This window comes from Pseudoduganella sp. HUAS MS19, assembly GCF_053615455.1.
Window position 1 is genome coordinate 4,650,189 of record NZ_CM132133.1, and the last position, 23,536, is coordinate 4,673,724.

At 60.5% G+C, this 23,536-nt stretch carries 30 protein-coding genes, 1 tRNA gene and 1 riboswitch; of the genes, 6 read left to right on the forward strand and 25 right to left on the reverse strand.

Going from position 1 to position 23,536, the window contains the following annotated elements; translation table 11 throughout:
• Nucleotides 1–16: 16 nt before the first annotated feature.
• The 15 genes from nuoL to tpiA all read right to left on the reverse strand — a co-directional run bounded on the left by nuoL (nt 17) and on the right by tpiA (nt 13,008).
• On the reverse strand, nt 17–2,068 hold the full coding sequence (gene nuoL, locus ACWBU6_RS21180) for an NADH-quinone oxidoreductase subunit L (protein WP_452645348.1): 2,052 nt from the start codon (nt 2,066–2,068) through the stop codon (nt 17–19).
• A gap of 32 nt (nt 2,069–2,100) precedes the next feature.
• Entirely contained in the window at nt 2,101–2,403 is a 303-nt protein-coding gene (nuoK, locus tag ACWBU6_RS21185) for an NADH-quinone oxidoreductase subunit NuoK (RefSeq protein WP_057259369.1), read from the reverse strand.
• Nucleotides 2,400–3,032: an NADH-quinone oxidoreductase subunit J gene (locus ACWBU6_RS21190; protein WP_452645349.1), complete on the reverse strand. Its 633-nt coding sequence runs from the start codon at nt 3,030–3,032 to the stop codon at nt 2,400–2,402. Before ACWBU6_RS21190 ends, nuoK begins: the two co-directional genes overlap by 4 nt.
• A gap of 17 nt (nt 3,033–3,049) precedes the next feature.
• The gene (gene nuoI / locus ACWBU6_RS21195; RefSeq protein WP_028104271.1) at nt 3,050–3,538 is read right to left on the reverse strand and encodes an NADH-quinone oxidoreductase subunit NuoI; all 489 of its coding nucleotides are present in this window, start codon (nt 3,536–3,538) and stop codon (nt 3,050–3,052) included.
• A gap of 15 nt (nt 3,539–3,553) precedes the next feature.
• The gene (nuoH, locus tag ACWBU6_RS21200; protein WP_452645350.1) at nt 3,554–4,636 is read right to left on the reverse strand and encodes an NADH-quinone oxidoreductase subunit NuoH; all 1,083 of its coding nucleotides are present in this window, start codon (nt 4,634–4,636) and stop codon (nt 3,554–3,556) included.
• The gene (nuoG, locus tag ACWBU6_RS21205; protein WP_452645351.1) at nt 4,636–6,966 is read right to left on the reverse strand and encodes an NADH-quinone oxidoreductase subunit NuoG; all 2,331 of its coding nucleotides are present in this window, start codon (nt 6,964–6,966) and stop codon (nt 4,636–4,638) included. Before nuoG ends, nuoH begins: the two co-directional genes overlap by 1 nt.
• Nucleotides 6,967–6,978: 12 nt before the next feature.
• Complete coding sequence (nuoF, locus tag ACWBU6_RS21210) at nt 6,979–8,277, reverse strand: NADH-quinone oxidoreductase subunit NuoF (RefSeq protein ID WP_452645352.1); 1,299 nt, start codon at nt 8,275–8,277, stop codon at nt 6,979–6,981.
• Complete coding sequence (gene nuoE, locus ACWBU6_RS21215; RefSeq protein ID WP_452645353.1) at nt 8,274–8,753, reverse strand: NADH-quinone oxidoreductase subunit NuoE; 480 nt, start codon at nt 8,751–8,753, stop codon at nt 8,274–8,276. The genes nuoF and nuoE overlap by 4 nt, the downstream gene beginning before the upstream one ends.
• A gap of 9 nt (nt 8,754–8,762) precedes the next feature.
• A complete protein-coding gene (locus ACWBU6_RS21220) occupies nt 8,763–10,016 on the reverse strand; it encodes an NADH-quinone oxidoreductase subunit D (RefSeq protein ID WP_452645354.1) in 1,254 nt (417 codons plus the stop codon).
• 3 nt (nt 10,017–10,019) lie between these two features.
• A complete protein-coding gene (locus ACWBU6_RS21225; protein ID WP_452645355.1) occupies nt 10,020–10,610 on the reverse strand; it encodes an NADH-quinone oxidoreductase subunit C in 591 nt (196 codons plus the stop codon).
• A gap of 6 nt (nt 10,611–10,616) precedes the next feature.
• A complete protein-coding gene (locus ACWBU6_RS21230; RefSeq protein ID WP_028104278.1) occupies nt 10,617–11,093 on the reverse strand; it encodes a NuoB/complex I 20 kDa subunit family protein in 477 nt (158 codons plus the stop codon).
• Nucleotides 11,094–11,096: 3 nt separating this feature from the next.
• Entirely contained in the window at nt 11,097–11,456 is a 360-nt protein-coding gene (gene ndhC, locus ACWBU6_RS21235; protein WP_170298974.1) for an NADH-quinone oxidoreductase subunit A, read from the reverse strand.
• A gap of 142 nt (nt 11,457–11,598) precedes the next feature.
• Nucleotides 11,599–11,683, reverse strand: a tRNA-Leu gene (locus ACWBU6_RS21240).
• A 95-nt stretch (nt 11,684–11,778) separates the two neighbouring features.
• Nucleotides 11,779–12,231, reverse strand: coding sequence for a preprotein translocase subunit SecG (gene secG / locus ACWBU6_RS21245; protein WP_452645356.1), 453 nt, complete (start codon nt 12,229–12,231; stop codon nt 11,779–11,781).
• A 30-nt stretch (nt 12,232–12,261) separates the two neighbouring features.
• Nucleotides 12,262–13,008 (reverse strand): triose-phosphate isomerase, encoded by a 747-nt coding sequence (tpiA, locus tag ACWBU6_RS21250; RefSeq protein WP_452645357.1) that lies wholly within the window; start codon nt 13,006–13,008, stop codon nt 12,262–12,264.
• A gap of 74 nt (nt 13,009–13,082) precedes the next feature.
• Between tpiA and ACWBU6_RS21255 the strand changes: the two genes are divergently transcribed.
• The gene (locus ACWBU6_RS21255; RefSeq protein ID WP_452645358.1) at nt 13,083–13,484 is read left to right on the forward strand and encodes a hypothetical protein; all 402 of its coding nucleotides are present in this window, start codon (nt 13,083–13,085) and stop codon (nt 13,482–13,484) included.
• A gap of 15 nt (nt 13,485–13,499) precedes the next feature.
• Here the strand turns inward: ACWBU6_RS21255 and ACWBU6_RS21260 are convergent, their stop codons facing one another.
• The 5 genes from ACWBU6_RS21260 to ACWBU6_RS21280 form a co-directional block, all read right to left on the reverse strand.
• The gene (locus ACWBU6_RS21260) at nt 13,500–14,480 is read right to left on the reverse strand and encodes an NAD(P)H-quinone oxidoreductase (protein WP_452649593.1); all 981 of its coding nucleotides are present in this window, start codon (nt 14,478–14,480) and stop codon (nt 13,500–13,502) included.
• Between the two features lie 39 nt (nt 14,481–14,519).
• Nucleotides 14,520–15,098, reverse strand: a complete 579-nt coding sequence (locus tag ACWBU6_RS21265) for a TMEM165/GDT1 family protein (protein WP_452645359.1) — start codon at nt 15,096–15,098, stop codon at nt 14,520–14,522.
• Between the two features lie 9 nt (nt 15,099–15,107).
• Nucleotides 15,108–15,278, reverse strand: a riboswitch (yybP-ykoY riboswitch).
• A 50-nt stretch (nt 15,279–15,328) separates the two neighbouring features.
• Complete coding sequence (locus ACWBU6_RS21270) at nt 15,329–15,946, reverse strand: tetratricopeptide repeat protein (protein WP_452645360.1); 618 nt, start codon at nt 15,944–15,946, stop codon at nt 15,329–15,331.
• A gap of 42 nt (nt 15,947–15,988) precedes the next feature.
• A complete protein-coding gene (locus ACWBU6_RS21275; protein WP_452645361.1) occupies nt 15,989–16,750 on the reverse strand; it encodes a GIN domain-containing protein in 762 nt (253 codons plus the stop codon).
• A gap of 29 nt (nt 16,751–16,779) precedes the next feature.
• On the reverse strand, nt 16,780–16,914 hold the full coding sequence (locus tag ACWBU6_RS21280; protein WP_452645362.1) for a hypothetical protein: 135 nt from the start codon (nt 16,912–16,914) through the stop codon (nt 16,780–16,782).
• Nucleotides 16,915–17,057: 143 nt separating this feature from the next.
• Between ACWBU6_RS21280 and ACWBU6_RS21285 the strand changes: the two genes are divergently transcribed.
• From ACWBU6_RS21285 to ACWBU6_RS21305, 5 genes are all read left to right on the forward strand, one after another.
• Nucleotides 17,058–18,464 carry a c-type cytochrome gene (locus ACWBU6_RS21285; protein ID WP_452645363.1) on the forward strand — a complete coding sequence of 469 codons (1,407 nt, stop codon included), beginning with the start codon at nt 17,058–17,060 and terminating at the stop codon, nt 18,462–18,464.
• Between the two features lie 138 nt (nt 18,465–18,602).
• Nucleotides 18,603–19,016 carry a hypothetical protein gene (locus ACWBU6_RS21290; RefSeq protein ID WP_452645364.1) on the forward strand — a complete coding sequence of 138 codons (414 nt, stop codon included), beginning with the start codon at nt 18,603–18,605 and terminating at the stop codon, nt 19,014–19,016.
• 134 nt (nt 19,017–19,150) lie between these two features.
• Entirely contained in the window at nt 19,151–19,558 is a 408-nt protein-coding gene (locus tag ACWBU6_RS21295) for a hypothetical protein (protein ID WP_452645365.1), read from the forward strand.
• Nucleotides 19,559–19,574: 16 nt separating this feature from the next.
• Nucleotides 19,575–19,979, forward strand: a complete 405-nt coding sequence (locus tag ACWBU6_RS21300; RefSeq protein WP_452645366.1) for a hypothetical protein — start codon at nt 19,575–19,577, stop codon at nt 19,977–19,979.
• 13 nt (nt 19,980–19,992) lie between these two features.
• On the forward strand, nt 19,993–20,391 hold the full coding sequence (locus ACWBU6_RS21305) for a hypothetical protein (protein ID WP_452645367.1): 399 nt from the start codon (nt 19,993–19,995) through the stop codon (nt 20,389–20,391).
• Here ACWBU6_RS21305 and ACWBU6_RS21310 read toward each other — a convergent pair.
• The 5 genes from ACWBU6_RS21310 to ACWBU6_RS21330 all read right to left on the reverse strand — a co-directional run bounded on the left by ACWBU6_RS21310 (nt 20,378) and on the right by ACWBU6_RS21330 (nt 23,429).
• On the reverse strand, nt 20,378–20,941 hold the full coding sequence (locus ACWBU6_RS21310) for a serine hydrolase domain-containing protein (RefSeq protein WP_452649594.1): 564 nt from the start codon (nt 20,939–20,941) through the stop codon (nt 20,378–20,380). The two genes, ACWBU6_RS21305 and ACWBU6_RS21310, sit on opposite strands and share 14 nt — an antisense overlap.
• A gap of 36 nt (nt 20,942–20,977) precedes the next feature.
• Nucleotides 20,978–21,298: an MmcQ/YjbR family DNA-binding protein gene (locus ACWBU6_RS21315; RefSeq protein ID WP_452645368.1), complete on the reverse strand. Its 321-nt coding sequence runs from the start codon at nt 21,296–21,298 to the stop codon at nt 20,978–20,980.
• Nucleotides 21,295–21,756: a YciI family protein gene (locus ACWBU6_RS21320; protein ID WP_452645369.1), complete on the reverse strand. Its 462-nt coding sequence runs from the start codon at nt 21,754–21,756 to the stop codon at nt 21,295–21,297. The genes ACWBU6_RS21315 and ACWBU6_RS21320 overlap by 4 nt, the downstream gene beginning before the upstream one ends.
• 93 nt (nt 21,757–21,849) lie before the next feature.
• Nucleotides 21,850–22,937 (reverse strand): IS3 family transposase gene (locus tag ACWBU6_RS21325; protein WP_452644703.1). Its coding sequence is split into 2 segments (ribosomal slippage): nt 21,850–22,685 and nt 22,685–22,937, totalling 1,089 coding nucleotides; the frame shifts between segments, so codons are not numbered across the junction.
• A 105-nt stretch (nt 22,938–23,042) separates the two neighbouring features.
• Entirely contained in the window at nt 23,043–23,429 is a 387-nt protein-coding gene (locus ACWBU6_RS21330; protein WP_452645370.1) for a hypothetical protein, read from the reverse strand.
• Nucleotides 23,430–23,536 lie beyond the last annotated feature (107 nt).

Below are 23,536 nucleotides of genomic sequence, written 5' to 3' on the forward strand. Positions count from 1 at the left end.
TCTTTTGCGTCAGCTGTTAAGCGTGCCAAAACGGCAGGAAGTACACCAGGAAGCCCAGGATACCGATGATCATCACGAAGGCGTAGTGATAGATGTAGCCGGTCTGGAACACGCGGGTGATGCTGGAGAACCAGCCCACCACTTTGGCCGAACCGTTCACCATCAGGCCATCGATGATGGCGCGGTCGCCCGCTGCCCACAGGCCCTCGCCCAGCAGGCGCGCGCCGCGGGCAAAGACAGCCTCGTTGAACTTGTCCATGTAGTACTTGTTGTCCAGCAGGGTGTGCAGGAACTTGAACTTCTCATAGAACCATGCAGGCACCTTCGGATTGACCATGTAGCAGTAGTAAGCTGCTGCCACGCCGGACACTGCCAGCCACAGCGGTGCGGTGACCACCGAGTGCATCGCCATGCCGGCCCAGCTGGTGAAGTGGTGGCGCAGCGCTTCCATTGCGCCGTGCTTCTCGTTGACGGTGATGACGTCCTTGAAGAAGTCGCCGAACAGCATAGGCTCGATCGCGATCGCGCCGATGACGACCGACGGGATGGCCAGCAGGATCAGCGGCAGGGTTACTACCAAGCCTGGCGAATGCGGCTTCTCGCCCGGCGCCAGGCCGTGGTGGCCGTGGTCGTCCTCCTCGCCTTCGTCGGCGTGGTGCGAAGCGTGGTCGTGGTGATGCTCCTTGCCGAAGTTCTCAGGGCCGTGGAACACCAGGAAGTACATGCGGAAGGAGTAGAACGCGGTCACGAACACGCCAGCGAGCACGGCGAAGTTGGCAAAGCCTGCGCCCGGGATATGGGTCGCGTGCACTGCTTCGATGATCATGTCCTTCGAGTAGAAGCCGGAGAAGAACGGGGTACCGATCAGCGCCAGGGAGCCCAGCAGCGAGGTAATCCAGATGATCTTCAGGTACTTCTTCAGGCCACCCATATTGCGGATGTCCTGGTCGTGGTGCATCGCCATGATGACAGCGCCGGCGCCCAGGAACAGCAGTGCCTTGAAGAATGCGTGGGTCATCAGGTGGAACACGGCCACCGAGTAGGCCGAGGCGCCCAGCGCCACGGTCATGTAGCCCAGCTGCGACAGGGTCGAGTAAGCCACCACGCGCTTGATGTCGTTCTGGATGATGCCCATGAAGCCCATGAACAGCGCAGTAATCGAACCGATCACCAGGATCACCGACAGGGCTGCGTCCGACATTTCGAACAGCGGCGACATGCGGGTCACCATGAAGATACCCGCGGTAACCATGGTTGCCGCGTGAATCAGCGCGGAGATCGGGGTCGGGCCCTCCATCGAATCAGGCAGCCAGACGTGCAGCGGGAACTGTGCCGACTTGCCCATGGCGCCGATGAACAGGCAGATACAGGCCACCGAGATCAGGGCCCAGTCGGTGCCCGGCAGGGTACCGTTGATCAGCGCTTCCTTCTTGGCGAACACTTCCTGGTAGTCCATGGAACCGGTGTAAGCCAGGATGATGCCGATGCCCAGGATGAAGCCGAAATCGCCCACGCGGTTGACCAGGAAGGCCTTCATGTTGGCGAAGATGGCCGTCGGGCGGGTGTACCAGAAGCCGATCAGCAGGTAGGACACCAGGCCCACCGCTTCCCAGCCGAAGAACAGCTGCAGGAAGTTGTTCGACATCACCAGCATCAGCATGGAGAAGGTGAACAGCGAGATGTAGGAGAAGAAGCGGTTGTAGCCTTCGTCTTCCGCCATGTAGCCGATGGTGTAGATGTGCACCATCAGCGAGACGAACGTCACCACGTTCATCATCATCGCGGTCAGCGTGTCGATCTGGAAGCCGACGGCCAGCTTGACGCTGCCCACGGTCATCCAGCGGTACACGTCGGCGTTGAACACCTCGTAACCATTCAGCAGATTCAACAGCGTCTGGAACGAGATCAGGAAAGCGATCAGCACGCCCAGGATGGTCGCGCTATGCGCCACCTTGCGGCCTACGACATTGCCGAAGAACTTGGTGCCCAGCAGGCCCGCGATTGCGGAACCTGCCAGCGGCGCCAGCGGAACGGCCAGAAGGAGGGTTGGGTTAAGTTGCCCCGTCATGATTTACCTTATCTATTTTTCGAGGTTTTAACTTAGCCTTTGAGGCTGTCCAGGTCTTCCACGTTGATGGTGTCCAGGTTACGGAACATCACCACCAGGATCGCGAGGCCGATTGCCGATTCGGCAGCCGCCACGGTCAGGATGAAGAAGACGAAGATCTGCCCGGCCGCGTCGCCCAGGTAGTGCGAGAACGCGATGAAGTTCATGTTCACTGCCAGCAGCATCAGTTCGATGGCCATCAGCAGGACGATGACGTTCTTGCGGTTCAGGAAAATACCGACGATCGAGATCGCGAACAGGATCGCGCCCAGGATCAGTACCGAGGATAAAGTCATGGTGCCTCCTTCGTTTCCGCCGGCGCGACCGGAGCGTGGACGGTGGCGTCCATCTTCACGATCTTCAGGCGGTCGTTACGCTTGACGCGGACGGCTTGGCCCGGGTCGATAGCCTTGGTGTCTTTGCGCTTGCGCAGGGTCAGGGCCACGGCGGCAACGATTGCCACCAGCAGGACCACGGCTGCGATCTCAAACGCGTAGACATAATCTTTAAAGATCAGCAAGCCCAGCGCCTTGGTCTGGCCGATGCTGTTGGCCGCTTCAGGCACCGCGGTACCAGTGCCAGGGAAGGCGCGCCAGATCACGGCTGCCATTTCCAGCACGATCACGCCGCCGACAATGGCAGCCACCGGCAGGTAATTCCAGAAGCCCGCACGCAGCTTGTCGATGTCGATGTCGATCATCATCACCACGAACAGGAACAGGACCATGACGGCGCCGACGTACACCAGCACCAGCACGATGGACAGGAATTCGGCTTTGAGCAGCATCCAGATGCCGGCCGCCTGGAAGAAGGCCAGCACCAGGAACAAGGCAGCTTGCACAGGGTTGCGAGCCGTAATAACGCGCAGCGACGCCAGCACCAGGATGGCGGCGAACACGTAGAACAAAATAGAAGTGAAGTTCATTTTATTAGCCTCGGCGATCAGCGGTACTTGGCATCGGCCGCGCGGTTAGCCGCGATTTCCGCTTCATAGCGGTCGCCTACGGCCAGCAGCATCTCTTTGGTGTAGTACAGGTCACCGCGTTTTTCGCCGTGGTATTCCAGTACGTGGGTCTCGACAATCGAGTCCACCGGGCAGGATTCTTCGCAGAAGCCGCAGAAGATGCACTTGGTCAGGTCGATGTCGTAGCGGGTGGTGCGGCGGCTGCCGTCGTCACGCTGCTCCGACTCGATGGTGATCGCCATCGCCGGGCAAACTGCTTCGCACAGTTTGCAGGCGATGCAGCGCTCTTCACCGTTTGGATAACGGCGCAGCGCGTGCAGGCCGCGGAAACGCGGCGAGATCGGGGTTTTCTCTTCAGGGAACTGGACGGTGATCTTCTTGGCAAACATGTATTTGCCGGTCAGCGCCATCCCCTTGAACAGTTCGGTCAGCAAGAAGCTGCCGAAGAAGTCTTTCAATCGGTCCATTCTGTATTCGCTCTCTTACTTCCAAATATTCCAGGAGGTCTGCATCCAGGTCGCCACGAAGACCAGGTACGCCAGGGTCAGTGGGATGAACACTTTCCAGCCCAAACGCATGATCTGGTCATAGCGGTAACGCGGGAAGGTGCCGCGCGTCCAGATGAACAGCGATACGATGAAGAAGGTCTTGATGAACAGCCAGAAGAAGCCGCCAAACACACCGCCGAACTCCAGCGCTGCAATCGGTGCGGACCAGCCACCCAGGAACATGATCGACGCCAGCAGCGAGATCAGGATCATGTTGGCGTATTCCGCCAGGAAGAACATGGCGTAAGCCATGCCGCCGTATTCGACCATGTGGCCGCCGACGATCTCGGACTCGCCTTCCACCACGTCGAACGGGTGACGGTTACATTCAGCCAGGCCGGATACCAGATACACGACGAAGATCGGCAGCAGCGGCAGCCAGTTCCAGGACAGGAAGCTCAGGCCCATGGCAGCCATGGTGCCCTTCTGCTGGCCGGCCACGATCTCCGACAGGTTCAGCGAGCCGGAAACCATCAGCACGATCACCAGTGCGAAGCCCATCGCGATTTCGTAGGACACCATCTGCGCCGATGCGCGCATCGCGCCCATGAAGGAGTACTTCGAGTTGGCGGACCAGCCGGCGATGATGATGCCGTAGACCTCCATCGAGGCGATCGCCATGATCAGCAGCAGGCCGGCGTTGACGTCGGCCAGGGCAGCGCCCGGAGCAAACGGCACCACCGCCCAGCAAGCCAGGGCCGGCATGATGGTCATCACAGGACCGATGAAGAACAGGGACTTGTTCGACTTGGCCGGGACGATGATCTCTTTGAAGAGCAGTTTCAGTGCGTCGGCGATCGGCTGCAGCAGGCCGTTCGGGCCTACGCGGTTCGGGCCGATACGGATCTGGATCCAACCCAGCAGCTTACGCTCCCACAGGGTCAGGTAAGCCACCAGGCCCATCAGCGGCAAGGTCACGCACAGGATCTTGGCCATGGTCCAGACGAACGGCCAGAAGGTGCCGAGGTTGGCCTCGCCCATCACTTTAATCGAATCAATCATTTCTGGCAGAGCCATTACTTGCCCTCCCCTGCTTTAGCAACGGTGATCTCACCGAACATCGCGCCCAGCATCGCGGTCGATGCATGTGCGGCGGACACGCGCACCACGTTCGCTGGCAGGCCGGCGTCGATGATCGCTTCCAGGATCGCAAAGCCGGAGCCCTGCTTCACTTCGACCTTGTCGCCGGCCTGCACGCCGATCTGCTGCGCGGCGGCAGTGGACAGGTGTGCTTTCGGTGCGGCTGCATCGACGGTCGCCAGCAGCGGGCCGGAACGGCGCGCCAGGGCGTCGGCGAAGTAGATCGGCACATCGGCCAGGCGCTGCAGCCCGGTCGAGGTGAACGCGGCACCGGCAACGGCAGCCTTGCGCGAGGCGTTCGACAGCTTGGCCGACAGGTCGGACGCGCCCTTTTCGAACAGTTCGTCGCGGATCGATTCCGACGTTTCGTAGTCGAAGCCGCCCAGGCCCAGGATATTGCCCAGAACGCGCAGCACTTTCCACGCCGGACGGGCGTCGCCCATCGGCTTGACGGTGCCGTTGAAGGACTGCAGGCGGCCTTCGGCGTTGACGAAGGAGCCGGAAGTTTCGGCAAACGGGGCGACCGGCAGCAGCACGTCGGCGTAGTCCATGCCGTGCTTGAAGGCCGACATCACGACCACCATTTCGGCGGCGTTCAGCGCGGTCTTGGCAGCTTGCGGGTTGGCAGCGTCCAGTTCCGGCTCGGCATTCAGCAGGACGTAGGCTTTCTTCTGCACGGAGAAGGCTGGCGCAGCGTTCTTCGCAGTGGCGCCAACCAGGTAACCGCCAACGGTGTTGGCCGCTTCGGTCAGGTAGCCCAGCTTGGCGCCGGTCTGTTCGGCGATCCACTGTGCGGCAGCGTGCAGCTTCGACGCTTCCGGATGCGCCACGGCAGCGTTACCCAGGAACACGGCCTTGCGTTCGCCGCCCAGCAGGGATTCGGCGATGGCTTCTGCTTCAGCGGAAGCAACCACGCCTTCGAAGCCGGCAGGAGCAGCAACGCCCTTCGCCTTGGCGACAGCGGCCACCACGCCGGACAGCGCGGCCAGCCAGTCGGTCGGCGCGGCGATGATCTTGTTGGCGGTGGTGATCAGGTTCTCGTCGTTCGAGCCATGCAGCACGGACAGCTTGCCGCCGGCTTTCACGGCCGCGCGGATGCGGGTCGCGAACAGCGGGTGGTCCTTGCGCAGGAAGGACCCGATCACGAACACGCGCTGCAGGTGCGACAGTTCGGCAATCGGCATGCCCAGCCATGGCTTCACTTCGCCGTCCAGCGCGAAATCGGACTGGCGCAGGCGGAAGTCGACGTTCTCTGAACCCACGCCGTGCATCAGCTTCTTCAGCAGGGCCAGTTCTTCCACGGTGCAGTGCGCGGTGCCGTAGGCGGCCAGCGCATCGGCGCCATGTTCATGCTTGATGTTCTTCAGGCCGTGCGCCACGTATTCCAGCGCGACTTGCCATTCCACTTCTTTCCACTCGCCGCCCTGCTTTAGCATTGGCTTGGTCAGGCGCTCGGCGCTTTCCAGCGCTTCGTAGGAGTAGCGGTCCTTGTCGGAAATCCAGCACTCGTTGACAGCTTCGTTTTCCAGCGGCAGCACGCGCTTCACGGAGCCCTGCTTCACTTGCACGATCAGGTTGGCGCCGGTGGAGTCGTGCGGGGAGACCGATTTGCGGCGCGACAGTTCCCAGGTACGGGCGCTGTAGCGGAACGGACGCGAGGTCAGCGCGCCGACCGGGCACAGGTCGATCATATTGCCCGACATCTCGGAGCTCACCGCTTCGCCCACGAAGGTGGTGATCTCGGAATGCTCGCCGCGGCCCAGCATGCCCAGTTCCATCACGCCGGCCACTTCCTGGCCAAAGCGCACGCAACGGGTGCAGTGGATGCAACGCGACATTTCTTCCATCGCCACCAGCGCGCTGCCGGCCTTCGGCGGCACCACGCGCTTCTCTTCTTCGTAGCGGGACTCCATCTTGCCGTAACCTACGGCCAGGTCCTGCAGCTGGCACTCACCGCCCTGGTCGCAGATCGGGCAATCCAGAGGGTGGTTAATCAGCAGGAATTCCATCACCGACTTCTGTGCCTGCACAGCCTTGTCGGAGGCGGATTTCACGACCATGCCAGCCGATACCGGCGTGGCGCATGCTGGCAAAGGCTTAGGCGCCTTCTCCACTTCGACCAGGCACATACGGCAGTTTGCTGCGATCGACAATTTCTTGTGATAGCAGAAGTGCGGGATGTAGGTGCCCAGCTTGTTGGCGGCGTCCATCACCATGCTACCCGCAGGGACTTCTACCTTTTTGCCGTCAATTTCGATTTCAACCATGATAATCGCAGCTTAGTAAGCCGAAACAGGCACCAGGCAGTGCTTGTGTTCGACGTGATATTCAAATTCTTCGCGGAACTGCTTGACGAAGGCGCGTACCGGCATCGCGGCAGCATCGCCCAGCGCGCAGATGGTGCGGCCCTGGATGTTGTCGGCGATGGAGTTCAGCATGTCCAGGTCGCTCGGACGGCCCTGGCCGTTCTCGATGCGGTGGATCATGCGGTACATCCAGCCGGTGCCTTCACGGCATGGGGTGCACTGGCCGCACGACTCTTCAAAGTAGAAGTAGGACAGGCGTTCCAGGGCCTTCACCATGCAGCGCGTCTCGTCCATCACGATCACGGCGCCCGAACCGAGCATGGAGCCGGCTTTGGCGATCGAATCGTAATCGAGGTCGGTCTGCATCATGATCTCGCCGCGGATCACTGGAGCGGACGAACCGCCCGGGATCACGGCCTTGATCTTTTTGCCGCCGCGCATGCCGCCGGCCAGCTCCATGAGCTTGGCGAACGGAGTGCCCAGCGGGACTTCGTAGTTGCCTGGACGCTCAACGTCGCCCGAGATCGAGAAGATCTTGGTGCCGCCGTTGTTAGGCTTGCCTAGGCCGAGGTAGTTTTCGGCGCCGATGTTCAGGATGAACGGCACGGCCGCGAACGTCTCGGTGTTGTTGATGGTGGTCGGCTTGCCGTACAGGCCGAACGAGGCCGGGAACGGCGGCTTGAAGCGCGGCTGGCCCTTCTTGCCTTCCAGCGATTCCAGCAGCGCGGTTTCTTCGCCGCAGATGTAGGCACCGTAGCCATGGTGGGCGTGCAGCTGGAAGCTGAAGTCCGAACCCATGATCTTGTCGCCCAGGAAGCCGGCGGCGCGCGCCTCTTCCAGCGCTTCTTCAAAGCGCAGGTATTCCTGGAAGATCTCGCCGTGGATGTAGTTGTAGCCCACGGTGATGCCCATCGCGTACGCGCCGATGGCCATGCCTTCGATCAGTGCGTGCGGGTTGTAGCGGATGATGTCGCGGTCCTTGAACGTACCAGGCTCGCCTTCGTCGGTGTTGCAGACGAGGTATTTCTGGCCAGGGAACTGGCGCGGCATGAAGGACCATTTCAGGCCGGTCGGGAAACCCGCACCGCCGCGGCCGCGCAGGCCGGAGGTCTTCAGGTCGGCGATGATCGCTTCCGGCGCGATCTTCTCTTCCAGGATGCGGCGCAGCGCGGAGTAGCCGCCACGCTTGACGTAGTCGGCCAGGTGCCAGTTGTCGCCGTTCAGATCCTTCAGGATCAGGGGATTGATGTGACGGTCGTGCAGGGAAGTCATTTCTTGAGCTCCTCCACGAGGGCGTCCAGTTTGTCGTTGCTCATGTGGGAACACATGCGGTGGTTATTGACCAGGATGACCGGTGCGTCGCCGCAGGCGCCCATGCACTCCCCTTCCATCAGCGTGAACGCGCCGTCTTCGGTGGTGCCGCGGAAGTCGATGCCCAGCTTGGACTTCAGGTGTTCGGCCGCTTTCACGCCGCCCGACAGTGCGCATGGCAGGTTGGTGCACACGGTGATCTTGTGCTTGCCGACCGGCTTCAGATTGTACATATTGTAGAAGGTCGCAACTTCCTGCACGGCGATGGCCGGCATGCGGATGTAGTCCGCGATTTCCTTCATGGTTTCTGGCGACAGCCAGCCCAGTTCAACCTGGGCGTGGGCCAGCGCGGCCATCACGGCCGACTGGCGCTGGTCGGCCGGATACTTGGCCAACTCGCGGTCGATTTTTTTATAGCATTCTTGGGATAACAGCATTTCTTGCCCTTAGCGGTCGATTTCACCGAAAACGATGTCCTGGGTACCGATGATGGTCACGGCGTCGGCGATCATGTGGCCGCGCGACATTTCGTCCAGACCCTGCAGGTGGGCAAAGCCCGGTGCGCGGATCTTCATACGGTATGGCTTGTTGGCGCCATCGGAGATCAGGTAGATGCCGAATTCGCCTTTCGGGTGTTCCACCGCGCTGTACGCTTCGCCCGGCGGCACGTGGAAGCCTTCGGTAAACAGCTTGAAGTGGTGGATCAGCGATTCCATATTGGTCTTCATGTCCACCCGGTTAGGCGGAGCGACCTTGCGGTTGCTGGTCATGACAGGGCCCGGATTCGCTTTCAGCCATGCCACGCACTGCTTGATGATCTTGTTCGACTGGCGCATCTCTTCGATACGCACCAGGTAGCGGTCGTAGCAATCGCCATTGGTGCCGATCGGGATGTCGAAGTCCATCTTGTCATACACTTCGTACGGCTGTTTCTTGCGCACGTCCCAGGCGACACCCGAGCCTCGCAGCATGGCGCCGGTGAAGCCCATGGCCATTGCGTCGTCAGGAGACACAACGCCCACGCCGACGGTACGCTGTTTCCAGATACGGTTGTCGGTCAGCAGGGTTTCGTATTCATCGACATAGGTCGGGAAACGCTTGGTGAAGTCTTCGATGAAGTCGAGCAGCGAGCCCTGGCGGTTCTCGTTGCGCTCGGCCAGCGCTTTCGCGTTGCGGATCAGCGATGCCTTGTACTGCGGCATGGCATCCGGCAGGTCGCGGTAGACGCCGCCCGGACGGTAGTAAGCCGCGTGCATACGCGCGCCGGAAACGGCTTCGTAGCAGTCCATCAGGTCTTCGCGGTCGCGGAAAGCATACAGGAACGGGCCCATGGCGCCCACGTCCAGCGCGTGCGCGCCCAGCCACAGCAGGTGGTTCAGCAGGCGGGTGATTTCGTCGAACATCACGCGGATGTACTGCGCGCGCACCGGCACTTCCAGGCCCAGCAGCTTCTCGATCGCCATTACGTAGGCGTGCTCGTTGGACATCATGGACACATAGTCCAGGCGGTCCATGTAAGGCACGGATTGCAGGTAGGTCTTCTGCTCGGCCAGCTTTTCGGTAGCGCGGTGCAGCAGGCCGATATGCGGGTCGGCGCGCTGGATCACTTCACCGTCCAGTTCCAGCACCAGGCGCAGCACGCCGTGCGCTGCCGGGTGCTGCGGACCAAAGTTCAGGGTGTAATTCTTAATTTCAGCCATTTCTTACTTCCCGTAGTTTTCTTCGCGGATCACGCGCGGCACGTTTTCGCGCGGTTCGATGGTCACAGGCTGGTAGACAACGCGCTTCTGCTCCTGGTCATAGCGCATTTCAACGTAGCCCGACACTGGGAAGTCCTTGCGGAATGGGTGGCCGATGAAACCGTAGTCGGTCAGGATGCGGCGCAGGTCGGTGTGGCCTTCGAAAATGATGCCGAACAGGTCGAACGCTTCACGCTCGAACCAGTTGGCGGAGCGCCAGATCGTGGTCACGGAGGCCAGGATAGGCATGTCGTCGTCCGACGCGAACACGCGTACACGCAGGCGCCAGTTCTTTTGCACGGACAGCAGGTGGGTCACGGCCGCGAAGCGCAGGCCGTCCCAGGTGCCTTCACCGTAGGTCGAGTAGTCGACGCCGCACAAGTCGATCAGCGTATCAAAACGCAAAGCTGCGTCGTCGCGCAGCTCTTGCATTACCTGGTAGTAGTCCCCAGATTTGACTGTAATCGTCACTTCGCCCAGCGCGACGACGATGGAGGCCCGCTCGCCCAGCTTTTGCTCGAGGGCGGAGACCAGTGTTTGCAGATGTGTGTTCATAAGGTCTTACCGCGCGATCGTGTTGGTCTTCTTGATCTTGTTGTGCAACTGCAGGATGCCGTACAGCAGTGCTTCTGCAGTCGGCGGGCAGCCCGGCACGTACACGTCGACCGGCACGATACGGTCGCAGCCGCGCACTACGGAGTACGAGTAGTGGTAATAACCGCCGCCGTTGGCGCAGGAACCCATGGAGATCACCCAGCGCGGATCCGGCATCTGGTCATAGACCTTGCGCAGCGCAGGGGCCATCTTGTTGCACAGGGTGCCTGCCACGATCATCACGTCGGACTGACGTGGCGACGGACGGAACATGAAACCGAAACGCTCCAGGTCGTAACGGGCAGCACCAGCATGCATCATCTCCACCGCACAGCAAGCCAGACCGAACGTCATCGGGTACATCGAACCCGTACGCGCCCAGTTGATTACCGTGTCAAAGGTAGTGGTGATGAAGCCTTCGTTAAATACGCCTTCAATAGACATGGCTTATTCCCAATCAAGGGCACCTTTCTTCCAGATATACCAAAAACCGACCACGAATTCGGCGATGAACACCATCATCGTCACGTAACCCTGCCAGCCCAGTTCACGCATGGAGACACCCCATGGGAAGAAGAATGCAGTTTCAAGGTCGAACAGAATGAACAGAATTGCGACGAGGTAGTAACGCACGTCGAATTTCATGCGCGCGTCTTCAAAAGCTTCGAAGCCGCACTCGAATGGGGAAAGCTTGGCCGCATCAGGCTTGTTCGGGCCAAGGATATGACCCAGCACTTGCGGGACTACGCCGACGCCAAGGCCGACGAGAAGGAACAACAGGACGGGGAAGTAATTTTCGAGGTTCACGATGGGTAAGCAGCTTAGTTGAATTACGCTCGACCCCAATCACTTGCTACTGAGACCAGGATCAAACGACACATCCTCGTAAAAAAACCAGCTAAGCCACTGAATCAACGATTCAAACGACCTGCTGGCTTTTGATCTTTTTTGGTGCCGACGACGAGACTCGAACTCGTACAGCTTGCGCCACTACCCCCTCAAGATAGCGTGTCTACCAATTTCACCACGTCGGCAATAGGCCGCTATTCTACACTGTGATCATCGCTTTGTTAATGCAAATTGCGCATAATCAAGAAGAAAAACGGCAAAAAGTTCAAAGTTGCCAGTTTTACTTCGCTGGCGAAGCGGCTGGAGCAGCCGCCGCAGGCGCCGCAGCAGCTGGCGCAGGTGCAGCCGGAGCCTCGACCGGAGCCGGGGTGGCGGCGGCCGGAGCAGCGGGCGCAGGAGCCGGTGCGGCCGAAGGGATCGCTGCCGCGCCAGTCACGGGCGCCGGGGCTGGCGCCTTGACGTTGTCCATCACGCCGGCGCCGGCCGAGATATTACCCTTGCTGGCCAGGACCGACAGGCCAAGGGTGGCGCCGAAGAAAATCGCTGCCGCCAGCGCGGTCGACTTGGACAGGAAGTTCGAGGAGCCGGAAGCGCCAAACAGGCTGCCGGAAGCACCCGAGCCGAAGGCGGCACCCATGTCGGCGCCCTTGCCATGCTGCAGCAATACCAGGCCGATGATCGCCACGGCGGAGATGACCTGCACTACGATAACCAGATTGAACAGAGTGTTCATGCTATTCCTTAAATAATAAAATTGCCCTGCTTATGCGGCCGCGATGATGGCGAGGAAATCCGCCGCCTTCAGTGCCGCACCGCCAATCAGGCCGCCGTCGATATCGGGCTGAGCCATCAATTCCCTGGCGTTTTCCGGCTTCATGCTGCCACCATACAGGATCTGCATGCCGGCGGCGGATGCCGCATCCCTCTTCGCCACACGGGCGCGCAGCAGTGCGTGCACTTCCTGCGCCATTTCCGGTGTGGCAGTCTTGCCGGTGCCGATCGCCCACACAGGCTCGTACGCCAGCACAATCTTTGCCAGCTGTTCGGCGCCCAGCACCTCCAGCACGGCATCGAGTTGCTCGCCGACCACGTCGGCAGTCTTGCCAGCTTCGCGCTCTTCCAGCGTCTCGCCTACGCAAACCACCGGCACCAGGCCGGCACTCACGGCAGCCAGCGCCTTCTGGGCGACCAGTGCGCTGCTTTCCTTGTGATAGGAGCGGCGCTCGGAATGGCCGACGATGACAAATGCGCTGCCGAAATCGAGCAGCATCGCTGCCGAGACCTCGCCCGTGTACGCGCCCGCAGCATGGGCGGACACATCCTGCGCACCCCAGGCAATTGCGCTGCCAGTGAGTTCAGCCTGACATTGTGCCAGATATGGGGCTGGGACGCAGACCGCGGTATCGGCCTTTGCATCACCCAGGCCAGCCTTGATGCCTGCCAACAGGGTAGTGTTGGCGGCACGGCTGCCGTTCATTTTCCAGTTACCGATGACGAGTTTGCGGCGCATAGTAGCTTAATTTTTAATAACCCGTAATTGTAGCGTGCGCCCCAAAGTCGGGTCAAACGCTAGACTCCGCGCCCATGAAAAATAATATTTTTGACATCTTTTTCGGACTTACTTTAGCGCTGCCGATAGCGCTCATCCTCGGTGCGATGCCGATGTTGTTCAACAGTCACGCCCACGGCGCCACTTCGGCGGCGACTTTCTGGACCTTTGTCATTGCCTGGCCGGCGTTGTCATGGCGCTGCGTTGAACTGCGCCATCTCCGCAAACGCAGGGTCGAGAACATGCTTGCCGCATGCATGCTCCTGTTTCCGCTGGCCGCCGTTGCAGCACGATTCGGCTTGGTCGAAGACCGGGGCGGACTGGCCGGATCCATTGACGCCATATTCAACAACGTGGCCGGGGCCACGACAGTTGTCCTGGGCTGGAGTGGCGCCGCGCTTGCCTTTGCAACCCGCCGCAAGTTGCCGGCGCCCTGAGCAGCAGGGCCCGACTTAAAGCACCTGCAGCATGATCTTGCCTACATGGCTGCTGCTTTCCATCAGCGCGTGGGCCTTGGCCGCCTGCTCCAGCGGAAAGCTCTCATAGATTACAGGCTTGATGTCGCCCGCCTCGATCAGCGGCCACACTCGTTCTCGGAGCTGGCGCGCGATGGCGCCTTTGAAGGCCACCGAGCGCGGGCGCAACGTGGAGCCGGTGATGGTCAGCCGGCGTTTCAGCACCTGCCCCATGTCCAGCGTCCCCTTGGCGCCACCCAGCAGCGCGATGATGGCGATGCGGCCGTCGTCGGCCAGGCAGCTGATCTCGCGCGGCAGGTAGTCGCCGCCGACCATGTCAAGGATTACATCGACACCGGTGTCGCCGGTCAGCTCCCGCACCACGGCCGCGAAATCCTCGGTGCGGTAGTTGATGCCGCGCGCCGCGCCCAGGGCTTCGCACGCCCTCGCCTTCTCGTCGCTGCCCGCAGTGGCGAACACGCGATGGCCAAGTGCCCGCGCGAGCTGGATCGCCGTCACGCCGATACCCGAAGTCCCGCCCTGCACCAGCAAGCTCTCGCCCTTGCCCAGCCCTGCGCGGTCGAACACATTGCTCCAGACGGTGAAGAAGGTCTCCGGCAGCGAGGCGGCCTCCAGCGGCGACAGGCCGCGCGGAACCGGCAGCACTTGCTGCACCGGCGCGGTCACATACTCGGCATAACCGCCACCCTGCACCAGCGCGCACACCATATCGCCGACCTTGAAACCGCTGGCTGCCAGGTCGCCATCGACGATCTCGCCCGCAACCTCCAGGCCGGGGATGTCGGTGGCGCCAGGCGGCGGCGCGTAGCTGCCCATGCGCTGGAACACGTCCGGCCGGTTGATGCCGGCCGCGTGCACGCGGATGCGCAGCTCTCCTTCTTTTGCCACCGGCAGCGGTCGCTCGCACAAGCGCAGCACGTCGGCCGCGCCGGGTTTCTGGATTTCGATCGCACGCATCATGGCATCACCCCGCTAGGAAAGAGGCGATTGTAGCGCTTACAGGCCGAACCGGGCGCCCATGCCGAACAGGGTCGCCAGGCCCAGCGCGGCAAACATGGCGGCAGCGACGCCATGGACCAGCTTAAGGGGGATCCTCGCGGCCAGCTTATCACCCGCAAAGACGGCAGGGACATCGGCGACCAGCATGCCGAGTGTGGTGCCGGCCACCACCATCAGCGGGTCCGGATAGTGAGCGGCCATGGCCACGGTGGCGACCTGGGTCTTGTCCCCCATCTCGGCCAGGAAGAAAGTCACCAGGGTGGCGCCGAGGACGCCGAAACGGCTGGCGATGCCGGTTTCGTCATCCTCGATCTTGTCCGGAACCAGGGTCCAGGCGGCCATGCCAAGGAAGGACAGCCCCAGCACCCAGCGCAGCACATCGGGCGTGAGCAGGGACGTGATCCAGGCGCCCAGCGCGCCGGCCAGGCCGTGGTTGACGATGGTGGCGATGAAAATGCCGGCGATGATCGGCAGCGGCTTTTTGAAGCGGGCAGCAAGCAGGAACGCCAGCAGTTGGGTCTTGTCGCCGATTTCGGCCAGGGCGACTACTCCGGTTGAGACGAGGAGGGATTCCATTGTTTTAATCCAGGCCGGGCACGGACGAATGACCGCAACACGCCCCCGGCCTACATCGGCGGCGTCGCGGTCAAAGGTCTTGCCAAGTATGGGACCGCATATGCCATGGCCTGTGGGCCAAGTGTGTTGACAGATGCCTCCTCCAGGGTGGAGGAGCGGCTACTCCCCGATGACGGGCGGGATTTTACCCCAAAACCGGTAAGGCAGGGTCAGCCCCAGGTTTACCGGTTCTAGCCGCCCCCAGTGCGCGAACTGCGTGGCAACGGCGTCCCCCGCTTCCACCCCGACGACAACGCCTGCCCTTCCTCAATCTGCTCCTGCGTCATCCCGCGCGCCACAGACGCACGCTGCTCCGCCGCATTGGCCGACCCGCCGGCCGCCGCCAGGTTCCACAACATATAAGCAATCACATTATCCTGCGGCATGCCGCCAATGTGATACCGGTACATCAGGCCAAGCACTTGCTGCGCATCCGGATGCCCCTGCTCCGCCGCCTTGCGGAACCATGTCACGGCCTCCTTATGGTCCTGCAGCACCGCATTGCCGGTGTAGTACATGGCCCCCACCACATACTGCGCATCCGCCTTGCCCTTGAGCGCCGCCTTGCGATGCCAGTTCAGCGCCAGCTTGTAATCCTGCGGCACGCCACGGCCCATGTAATACATCAAGCCAAGCAAATGCTCGGCCTCCGTATTGCCCGCCTTGGCCAGCGGCAGGATCTCCTTGTAGGCCAGCGCATAATTCTTGTTGTTATACGCCGTGGCCCCTTCCGCGAACCCGGCATGCGCATTGGCCTGCAGCCCCAGTGCGATGCTGAGCGCGATTAACACGCCTCGTAGTTTTTTCATGGTGCTTTGATTTATCTCTTTTTATGCACTGCAGAACGTCTCTTACTTCCAGCTCACCTTGCCCAGGCCATCGACACTGACGTTGCGGGTGACAGGCTTGCCATACACGGTCACGGAGCCCAGCCCGCTCAGGTTCAGGTTGGCGTTGTGGGACGCATTGATGGTCGCGTTGCCCAAGCCGCTCAAGTCCAGGCTTACGTCTTCGGCCTTGAACTGCTGTGCATTCAGGCCGCCCAGGCCTCCCAGCGTCGCCTTCAGGTACTTGCTGCGGCCGCCGATGGTGATGTAGCCCGCGCCCTGCAAGTCGAGGTCGACGTTCTCGTTCTCCGTCACCCACACATGCATGCTGCCCACCCCACCGAGGTTGGCCTTCAGCTTTTTATAGTCGCACACCACCTTCATGCTGCCTGCGCCGTCCAGGGTAAGGTCGATGTTCTCGCCGCTAAAGCCGCTGACCTCCGTGCTGCCCACGCCTTCCGACACCAGTTCGCGCAACTGCGGCAACACCAGCTCCACCTTGACCGCGGCCGATTTCAGCTTGACGCCGCGGCTTTCCGTGTCGAGGTAGAGCGTGTCGCCGGTCTGCACGGCCGTCACGGTGCTCATGTAGCGCTTGTCGGTGATGATGTTGAGCGCCGGCGTATCGCCGCGGCGCAGCTTGAGGTCGATCACGCCGTCGAGCTTGACGCGTACCACGCGCGCATCGATGGTCCGCGATTCCGTCGTCGTGTCATCGGCACTGGCCAGGCCCAGGAACAGGCACAACGCAGTAAACAGCAAGCCAAACTGGAAAGTTTTCTTCATTTCGTATCCTTGGTAAGTCACCAGCGCGCTCACTGGTTGGCTGCCACAAGGACAAACGGCAACTCAGGGATCGCACTGGCGGCAACGATGGTTGCAATATTAATACCAACAAGGACCAGGAGGGTGGCCAGGACGAGGGCTTCCCTGTGTTTGGTGATGTTCATTTCGCGCTCCCGAATGACTTGTTTTCTCGATGGTTCCATCATATCGGCGGCCCCCGTCCCCGTCCTGCCGTATGCGACGAAATGCAAAAAACAGGGAACAGGCGGATAATCCGACTGCCTTTTCGCCATTCCAGAGGGAAACAATGAAACGATATGTCCTGGCGGCCGCTGCCGCCCTGCTCACCTCCCCTACCATTGCAGCACCCGACCTCAGCGCCGCCCACAAGCTCTACCAGGCCAACTGCGCCCAATGCCACGGCAAGGAGCTGGAAGGCGCGGCCGGCCCCGCCCTGGCCGACGCAACCTGGATTCACGGCCAGCCCACCAAAGCCAACCTGGTTCGGTTGATCGGCAAAGGCGTCGCCGACAAAGGCATGCCGGCCTGGGACAAGCAGCTAAGCAGCACCCAGCTCAGCCAGTTGGCCGAGTACCTGCTCCCGGCCAACGCGGCCGCCCGCAAAGCAGCGGCCGGTGCCGGCGCCGCCCCTGCCGCCGGCGCACCAGCGGCCCCGGCCAAAGGACTGCCTGCGCTCAAGCTGCCAAAAGGCTTCCATATCGCCGTCTACGCCGACAAGGTCGGCGGTGCGCGCCAACTGGCAGTTGCCGCCAGCGGCCTGGTCTTCGTCGGCTCGCAAAAAGCGGGCAAGGTCTACGCCCTGGTCGACGCCAACAAGGACGGCATCGCCGAAAAAGTCGTCACCGTCGCCGACGGCCTGAACAATCCCAACGGCGTCGCCCTGCTGGACGGCGACCTGTACGTCGGCGAAATCTCGCGCATCATCAAGTTCGACGCCATCGAAAAGACCTACGCCGCCAAACCTTCCTACAAAGTCATCAAGAACGACCTGCCAACCGACACCTGGCACGGCGCCAAGTACATCAAGGCCGGCCCGGACGGCAAGCTGTACATTCCGATCGGCGCACCATGCAATGTCTGCGACAAGGAAACCGAAGCCTACTCCAAAATCTGGCGCATGAACCCGGACGGCAGCAACTGGGAACTGTATGCCCGCGGCGTACGCAACACAGTCGGCTTCACCTGGCACCCGGTCACGAAAGAGCTGTGGTTCACCGATAACGGCCGCGATGAAATGGGCGACAACACCCCATCCTGCGAGTTGAATGTGGCGCCGCAAGCCGGCTTGCACTTCGGCTTCCCATACTGCCATGGCGGCGTGCTGCCCGACCCGCTATTCGGCAAAGGCAAAAGCTGCGAAGCCTACGTTCCGCCGGTGGCAGCGCTGGGTCCGCACGTGGCACCGCTTGGCCTCGCCTTCTACACTGGCACCCAGTTCCCGGAGCAATACCGCAACCAGCTGCTGATCGCGGAACACGGCTCATGGAATCGCGCCAACAAGATTGGCTACCAGGTCCGCCTGATCACCCTGCATGGCAACAAGCTGGTCAGCGACACCGCCTTCATCGACGGCTTCCTGCAGGATGAAGAAGTAAGCGGCAGACCGGTCGATATCGCAATGATGCCGGATGGTTCGATACTGGTTTCTGACGATCACGCGCACAAGGTGTATCGCGTTACCTATCAACGTTGATGGGGCATATGCGCAAGGTATCGACGCAGTCGCTTTCATCAAAATATTGAAATTCCGTCGTCCTCTTCCAAGGCTATATTTAAGAATGCCAGACAACAATTACGAACTGGCACCCTTGGTCCACGAACGGAGGCAGTCATGAAGCGATACTTCGCTGCCGCCGGGCTATTTGTGTTCGCTGCAAGCGCAGCAGCACAAAGCGGCACCGGCGCTGACCAATCGGTGGTTGTGCCCGCGCAGAAGCAAGTAACATTGGAGCGCAAGCTCATCTCACCGCAAGAGTTCTACCAATACCAGGGCGCCTATGCCCTGTCCAATGGCCAGACCCTCACATTGTCGCGCGGCGCAGTCCGCCTCTACGCGCAAATTGGCCAGCACCCACGGCAGCAAATCTTCTGGCATGGCGACGGCAAGTTCACTGCGGCCGACGGCAGCCTGAATATGAACATCGTCTGGATCGACGATGATACCGCCACCGGTGAACTGAACTTTTCGCCAAGCATGGCCGGCCGCCAGCCGGCGCATGCCACCCTCTCAATAGCCTCGCGCTGAACGCGAGCGAAAGCCTGCACACCGCGGCCACAAGCTACGGTGAAGCAGGGGTAGCAACCTGCCCAACCGGGCGCTATATTGAAAGAGCCAGGCAATTTTAGAGACCTGGCCACACCAAAAAAATGGAGGCAATCATGAAGCGGTTAGTGGCAACCGGCTGCCTGTTCGCGCTCGCCCTTACGGCATACGCACAGAGCTCCAATCAACAAGTTGTGATCCCCGCCTCGAAAGAGGTTCAACGCACGTATATGTCGTCCGAGGAATTCAGCAAATACAAGGGCGCATACGACCTCTCCAACGGCAAAACGCTGTACCTGATTCGCAAGGCTACGCGCATGTATGCGCGGGTCGACGATCAGAGCGAACACGAAATCACCCGCGCCGGCAATGGGAAGTTCCAGGCTCTCGACGGCAAGATGTGGATGGAACTCGTGTGGGCGCATGATGACTCCGTCAGCGGCAGCTTGAACTATGTCGACGAGTCGCCATCGGTGGCCGGCCTGGAACCCAAGGTGATCAGCATCCGGTTTGCATCGCGCTGAACCATGGGAGGCTATCGTGAAGCGCCTGTTGCTCGCGTGTGGCCTGGGCTTGTTCGGAGTTAGCGTTCCAGCCCAGAGCCAGACTTCGGTCGAAACAGTTGTGGTGCCTGCCCAAAAGGACGTGAAGCCGCTTACCTTGTGGCCCGACGAAATCCTTGAATTTATTGGCGACTACCAGCTCGCCAACGGCAAGACCTTGTACCTCACCAGGCAAGGCGCCAGGATGTACGGCCAGATTGGCTCGCTGCCGAAGCACGAATTGATCGCCACAGGCGTGCGCAAATTCAGCGCACCGGACGGCCAGCTTTCCGTCCACATCAAGTACACCTGGGACGGCCAAATTACCGGCAACGTGGCTTATGTCGATAGCAGCCGCAGCGCCGGCCTCGCGCCGGTGCTGGTAGAAATCGCCTCACGCTAAACAAGGAGGCGCCATGAAAACAACAATTGCGGTACTGGGGCTTGCGCTATGCAGCATGCAAGCCCTGGCGCAGCAACCAGCCGATGTCGGCCGCGTCATCATCCCGGCCGCCAAACCCCAGCCATACTATATCTGGCCGGACGACCTGCATGCATACAAGGGCGAATACTATCTCTCCAACGGCAAGAAGATGTACATCAACCGCATTGCCAACCGCCTCTACGCACAGGTCGGCAAGCTGAAGGAAAGGGAAATTATAGCTACGGGTGAGAACATGTTTGAATCGGTCGACAATTCCATGACCCTCAACATCGTCATCTCGCGCCAGGGCTATGTCAGTGGCAGCATAGTTTATCAAGATGAGGACCTGCCAGATAAACCGCTGGCCTATGCCTCCCTCATGACGCGCTAGCCGCGGGCACGTCTGGGCCGCCAGCCATCAGTGAAGCTGGCGGCCTCTTTTTACTGGCGCAGCGCGGTCGCGTCAGCGCCAGGCTGGCGCACCAGCAGGCTGCGGACCTTGCCGTCCGCACCGCGGCATGAGCAGCTTGTCGCCGTCGCGTCGCACGACACGTTTGACCTTGTCCGGGCTGACGTAAGTGCAGGAAATACCCCGAATTGCTGTAGCTGTAACGTTTGCCCGGCGCGAACTCCAGCGCTTCCCTGGCAAACAAGTCACGCACTTGCGCCAAAGTCACACCGTCATCCGGCAGCTCGCGGAATGCTTTCAGTGCTGTGTAGTTGGGAATGCCGGAGGTATGCTGCAGCAGGTGTTCGATCGTGACGATGCTGCCTTTGTCCGGAAAATCCGGCAGGTACTTACGGAAGTCGTCCTTCACCGACAGCTTGCCCTGCTCCGCCAGCATCAGGATGCTGACTGCCGTGAACTGCTTGGTGACGGAGCCGATGCGAAGCTGCATGTCCGGCTGCATCGCGCCTGGTCGTGCCGACGAATGGTCGATTCCGTGGGGCGAATGGTCTTTTCGCGAGCGCGAACGTCAGTTGCCCTTGCGCTTCGGCGCCTTATGCTCCCATGCCTGCTTCACCAGCCGCCTGACCACCGCCGCATCGGCCTTAGCCAGCTCTACCCGTACGCCGAGCACCTTACCACCCCACAGCAGCTTCTCCGCGAAGGAAGAATAAAGTTCCAGCACTTCATCCCGCTGCTCGTCGGGAACGAAGATGTGCACGAACTCCTCTCCCGGAGGGACAGTCACGAAAATCTTCCCCTTCACACGGAACGAACCAAAGGTGTGATGCGGTTGCTCGCTGACGTCCGGTAGCGACATGGCAAAGCTGCGGACAGTCGAGAATTTCACTTCGCTGCCGGCTTCATGATTTGCGAATGAACCTGGTTCACCATCATCAGGCCCGCGGAGCCGAAGTGGGAGTGGTACTCGGCAACCATTTCGCCTTTGACGATGACGGGATCGGTCGCTACCAGGGCCTTTGCCTCGTCGATGCTTTCGACTGCGAAGATGAAGATGCCGCGTGCGCCATCGACGCCATCCAGCGGGCCGGCATAAGCCAGCTTGCGCTCATTCGCCAGGCGCTGGATATTGGCCATATGGCCGGCAAACATTTCGGTTCTTTCCTGGCCCGCAGGGACTTTATTCGGCCCTGTGCGCAGCACGACGAACACATACTTGCGCATGCCATTGTCGTTCCCGCCCAGCGACTTCGCCAGCTCGGCATTGTAAGCCGGCGGCATTTGCGGCTGCGCCTGTGCAACAAAAGCCAGGGCGGACAACAGGATAGCGCCCAAAGTTGTTTTCATTCTTTGTCCCCTAATCGCCAGTGGATACCGGCACCGCGCACAATCATAACCCGGGGTAATCCCCCCATTTTTGATGCGCGCCAGAAGTAGGGGTTAGTCGGCGAGAGCGAGCTTCTGTTTTGGTGTTATCCCGCCCAGGCCCATGTTGGGGCGCTCGTGATTGTAAGTCCAGAGCCAGCCGGTGGCAAAGTCCTGGATCTCGTCGAGCGATTCAAACAGGTGCTGCGCAAGCCAGTCGTAGCGTACGGTGCGGTTATAGCGCTCGATGTAAGCGTTCTGCTGCGGCTGTCCAGGCTGGATAAACGCAATCTCAATGCCATGCTTCTTTGCCCATTGCGCCGTAACGCCGCTTATGTACTCCGGGCCGTTATCACAGCGTATCGCTCGAGGCTTGCCACGCCACTCAATGACTTGGTCCAGCGCCCGCACAACGCGTTCCGATGGCAGCGAGAAGTCCACGTCGATAGCCAGTCCTTCTCGGTTGTAATCGTCGATCACGTTGAACAATCTGATACTGCGACCGTCGGCAAGTTGGTCATGCATGAAGTCCATCGACCAGGTCTGGTTGATGGCCGTCGGCACGGACAACGGCACTGGCTTTTCCCTCATGATGCGCTGTCGTGGCTTGATGCGCAGATTCAGCTCCAGCTCGCGATAGATTCGATACACACGCTTGTGGTTCCAGCCGAAGCCCTTCACGTTGCGCAGGAACAGGAAGCACAAACCGAAGCCCCAGTTGCGCTGGTTGTTCGTCAGGCGAACCAGCCAATCGGCTATGACCTCATTCTCGGCATTGAGCTTTGCTTGATAACGGTAGCAAGTCTGGCTGATGCCGAAGGCCACACAGGCGCTCTTGACGGTCATGCGGCCGGCTTCGACGTAGTGTCGTGCCATCTCACGTCGGCGAGATGGCTTCACCACTTTTTTGCCAGCGCCTCCGCAACAATCTCCGCCTTCAGGCGCTCCTCCGCGTACATCTTCTTCAACCGACGATTTTCCTCCTCCAGCTCCTTCATTCGGGCCATCAGGGAGGCGTCCATGCCGCCGAACTTGGAACGCCATTTGTAGAACGTGGCACTGCTCATGCCATGCTCGCGGCACAGCTCAGGAACTGGGGCACCGGCCTCGGCCTGCTTCAGGATGGCGATGATCTGGCTTTCAGTAAAACGGGACGTCTTCATGCGGTAGAACCTTCAATTTCAAAGTTAGAAAATTCTACTTCCTGCGGCGATCATTTGGTGGGGGGATTACCCCGGCTCCGCGAGCATCGCGCCTCATGGCTCCCCTCAGTTCCAGAATTTCCACCATGATTTTGCATGGGTCTCCTGGGAAGGCTGTCGCTCCAAAGGCTGACCGACTGCGGGCTGGTCCTGGTAGGTGAAATCGAGTTTGTAGGACCATGCGCCCTCCTCTCGGAAAAAATGCAGCACGGCCTTGACCCACCAATCTCCCGATTCCCGCATCTCGACGTAAAGGTCTTCGCAAAGCTGCCTGAGCTGACCGCTGATTTGCGCCTTGTCTTCACTCTTCCCATTCTTGAGCGAATAGTTCATATAAGTGCCATCACAATCGATGGTCAGCCATCCTGCGTCCCAGGTTTCGGGCGAGCACGAAATCGACTCCTTCAACAACGCAATCAAGTGTCCGTTATAACGGTCAAAACGATTTGTCAAAAGTGCCTCCAGAAATATAAGTACAGTTCATCGCTCGCAGCTTCCGGCCTAATGGGAATCGTGCCAGTTCCCCACCCGCACTTTCCTCATCCACAGATCACGAGGTG

Coding starts and splice junctions, on each gene's coding strand:
- nuoL (WP_452645348.1), bottom strand. CDS start 2,068: ATGACGGGGCAACTTAACCCAACCCTCCTTCTGGCCGTTCCGCTGGCG.
- nuoK (WP_057259369.1), bottom strand. CDS start 2,403: ATGACTTTATCCTCGGTACTGATCCTGGGCGCGATCCTGTTCGCGATC.
- ACWBU6_RS21190 (WP_452645349.1), bottom strand. CDS start 3,032: ATGAACTTCACTTCTATTTTGTTCTACGTGTTCGCCGCCATCCTGGTG.
- nuoI (WP_028104271.1), bottom strand. CDS start 3,538: ATGGACCGATTGAAAGACTTCTTCGGCAGCTTCTTGCTGACCGAACTG.
- nuoH (WP_452645350.1), bottom strand. CDS start 4,636: ATGGCTCTGCCAGAAATGATTGATTCGATTAAAGTGATGGGCGAGGCC.
- nuoG (WP_452645351.1), bottom strand. CDS start 6,966: ATGGTTGAAATCGAAATTGACGGCAAAAAGGTAGAAGTCCCTGCGGGT.
- nuoF (WP_452645352.1), bottom strand. CDS start 8,277: ATGACTTCCCTGCACGACCGTCACATCAATCCCCTGATCCTGAAGGAT.
- nuoE (WP_452645353.1), bottom strand. CDS start 8,753: ATGCTGTTATCCCAAGAATGCTATAAAAAAATCGACCGCGAGTTGGCC.
- ACWBU6_RS21220 (WP_452645354.1), bottom strand. CDS start 10,016: ATGGCTGAAATTAAGAATTACACCCTGAACTTTGGTCCGCAGCACCCG.
- ACWBU6_RS21225 (WP_452645355.1), bottom strand. CDS start 10,610: ATGAACACACATCTGCAAACACTGGTCTCCGCCCTCGAGCAAAAGCTG.
- ACWBU6_RS21230 (WP_028104278.1), bottom strand. CDS start 11,093: ATGTCTATTGAAGGCGTATTTAACGAAGGCTTCATCACCACTACCTTT.
- secG (WP_452645356.1), bottom strand. CDS start 12,231: ATGAACACTCTGTTCAATCTGGTTATCGTAGTGCAGGTCATCTCCGCC.
- tpiA (WP_452645357.1), bottom strand. CDS start 13,008: ATGCGCCGCAAACTCGTCATCGGTAACTGGAAAATGAACGGCAGCCGT.
- ACWBU6_RS21255 (WP_452645358.1), top strand. CDS start 13,083: ATGAAAAATAATATTTTTGACATCTTTTTCGGACTTACTTTAGCGCTG.
- ACWBU6_RS21260 (WP_452649593.1), bottom strand. CDS start 14,480: ATGCGTGCGATCGAAATCCAGAAACCCGGCGCGGCCGACGTGCTGCGC.
- ACWBU6_RS21265 (WP_452645359.1), bottom strand. CDS start 15,098: ATGGAATCCCTCCTCGTCTCAACCGGAGTAGTCGCCCTGGCCGAAATC.
- ACWBU6_RS21270 (WP_452645360.1), bottom strand. CDS start 15,946: ATGAAAAAACTACGAGGCGTGTTAATCGCGCTCAGCATCGCACTGGGG.
- ACWBU6_RS21275 (WP_452645361.1), bottom strand. CDS start 16,750: ATGAAGAAAACTTTCCAGTTTGGCTTGCTGTTTACTGCGTTGTGCCTG.
- ACWBU6_RS21280 (WP_452645362.1), bottom strand. CDS start 16,914: ATGAACATCACCAAACACAGGGAAGCCCTCGTCCTGGCCACCCTCCTG.
- ACWBU6_RS21285 (WP_452645363.1), top strand. CDS start 17,058: ATGAAACGATATGTCCTGGCGGCCGCTGCCGCCCTGCTCACCTCCCCT.
- ACWBU6_RS21290 (WP_452645364.1), top strand. CDS start 18,603: ATGAAGCGATACTTCGCTGCCGCCGGGCTATTTGTGTTCGCTGCAAGC.
- ACWBU6_RS21295 (WP_452645365.1), top strand. CDS start 19,151: ATGAAGCGGTTAGTGGCAACCGGCTGCCTGTTCGCGCTCGCCCTTACG.
- ACWBU6_RS21305 (WP_452645367.1), top strand. CDS start 19,993: ATGAAAACAACAATTGCGGTACTGGGGCTTGCGCTATGCAGCATGCAA.
- ACWBU6_RS21320 (WP_452645369.1), bottom strand. CDS start 21,756: ATGAAAACAACTTTGGGCGCTATCCTGTTGTCCGCCCTGGCTTTTGTT.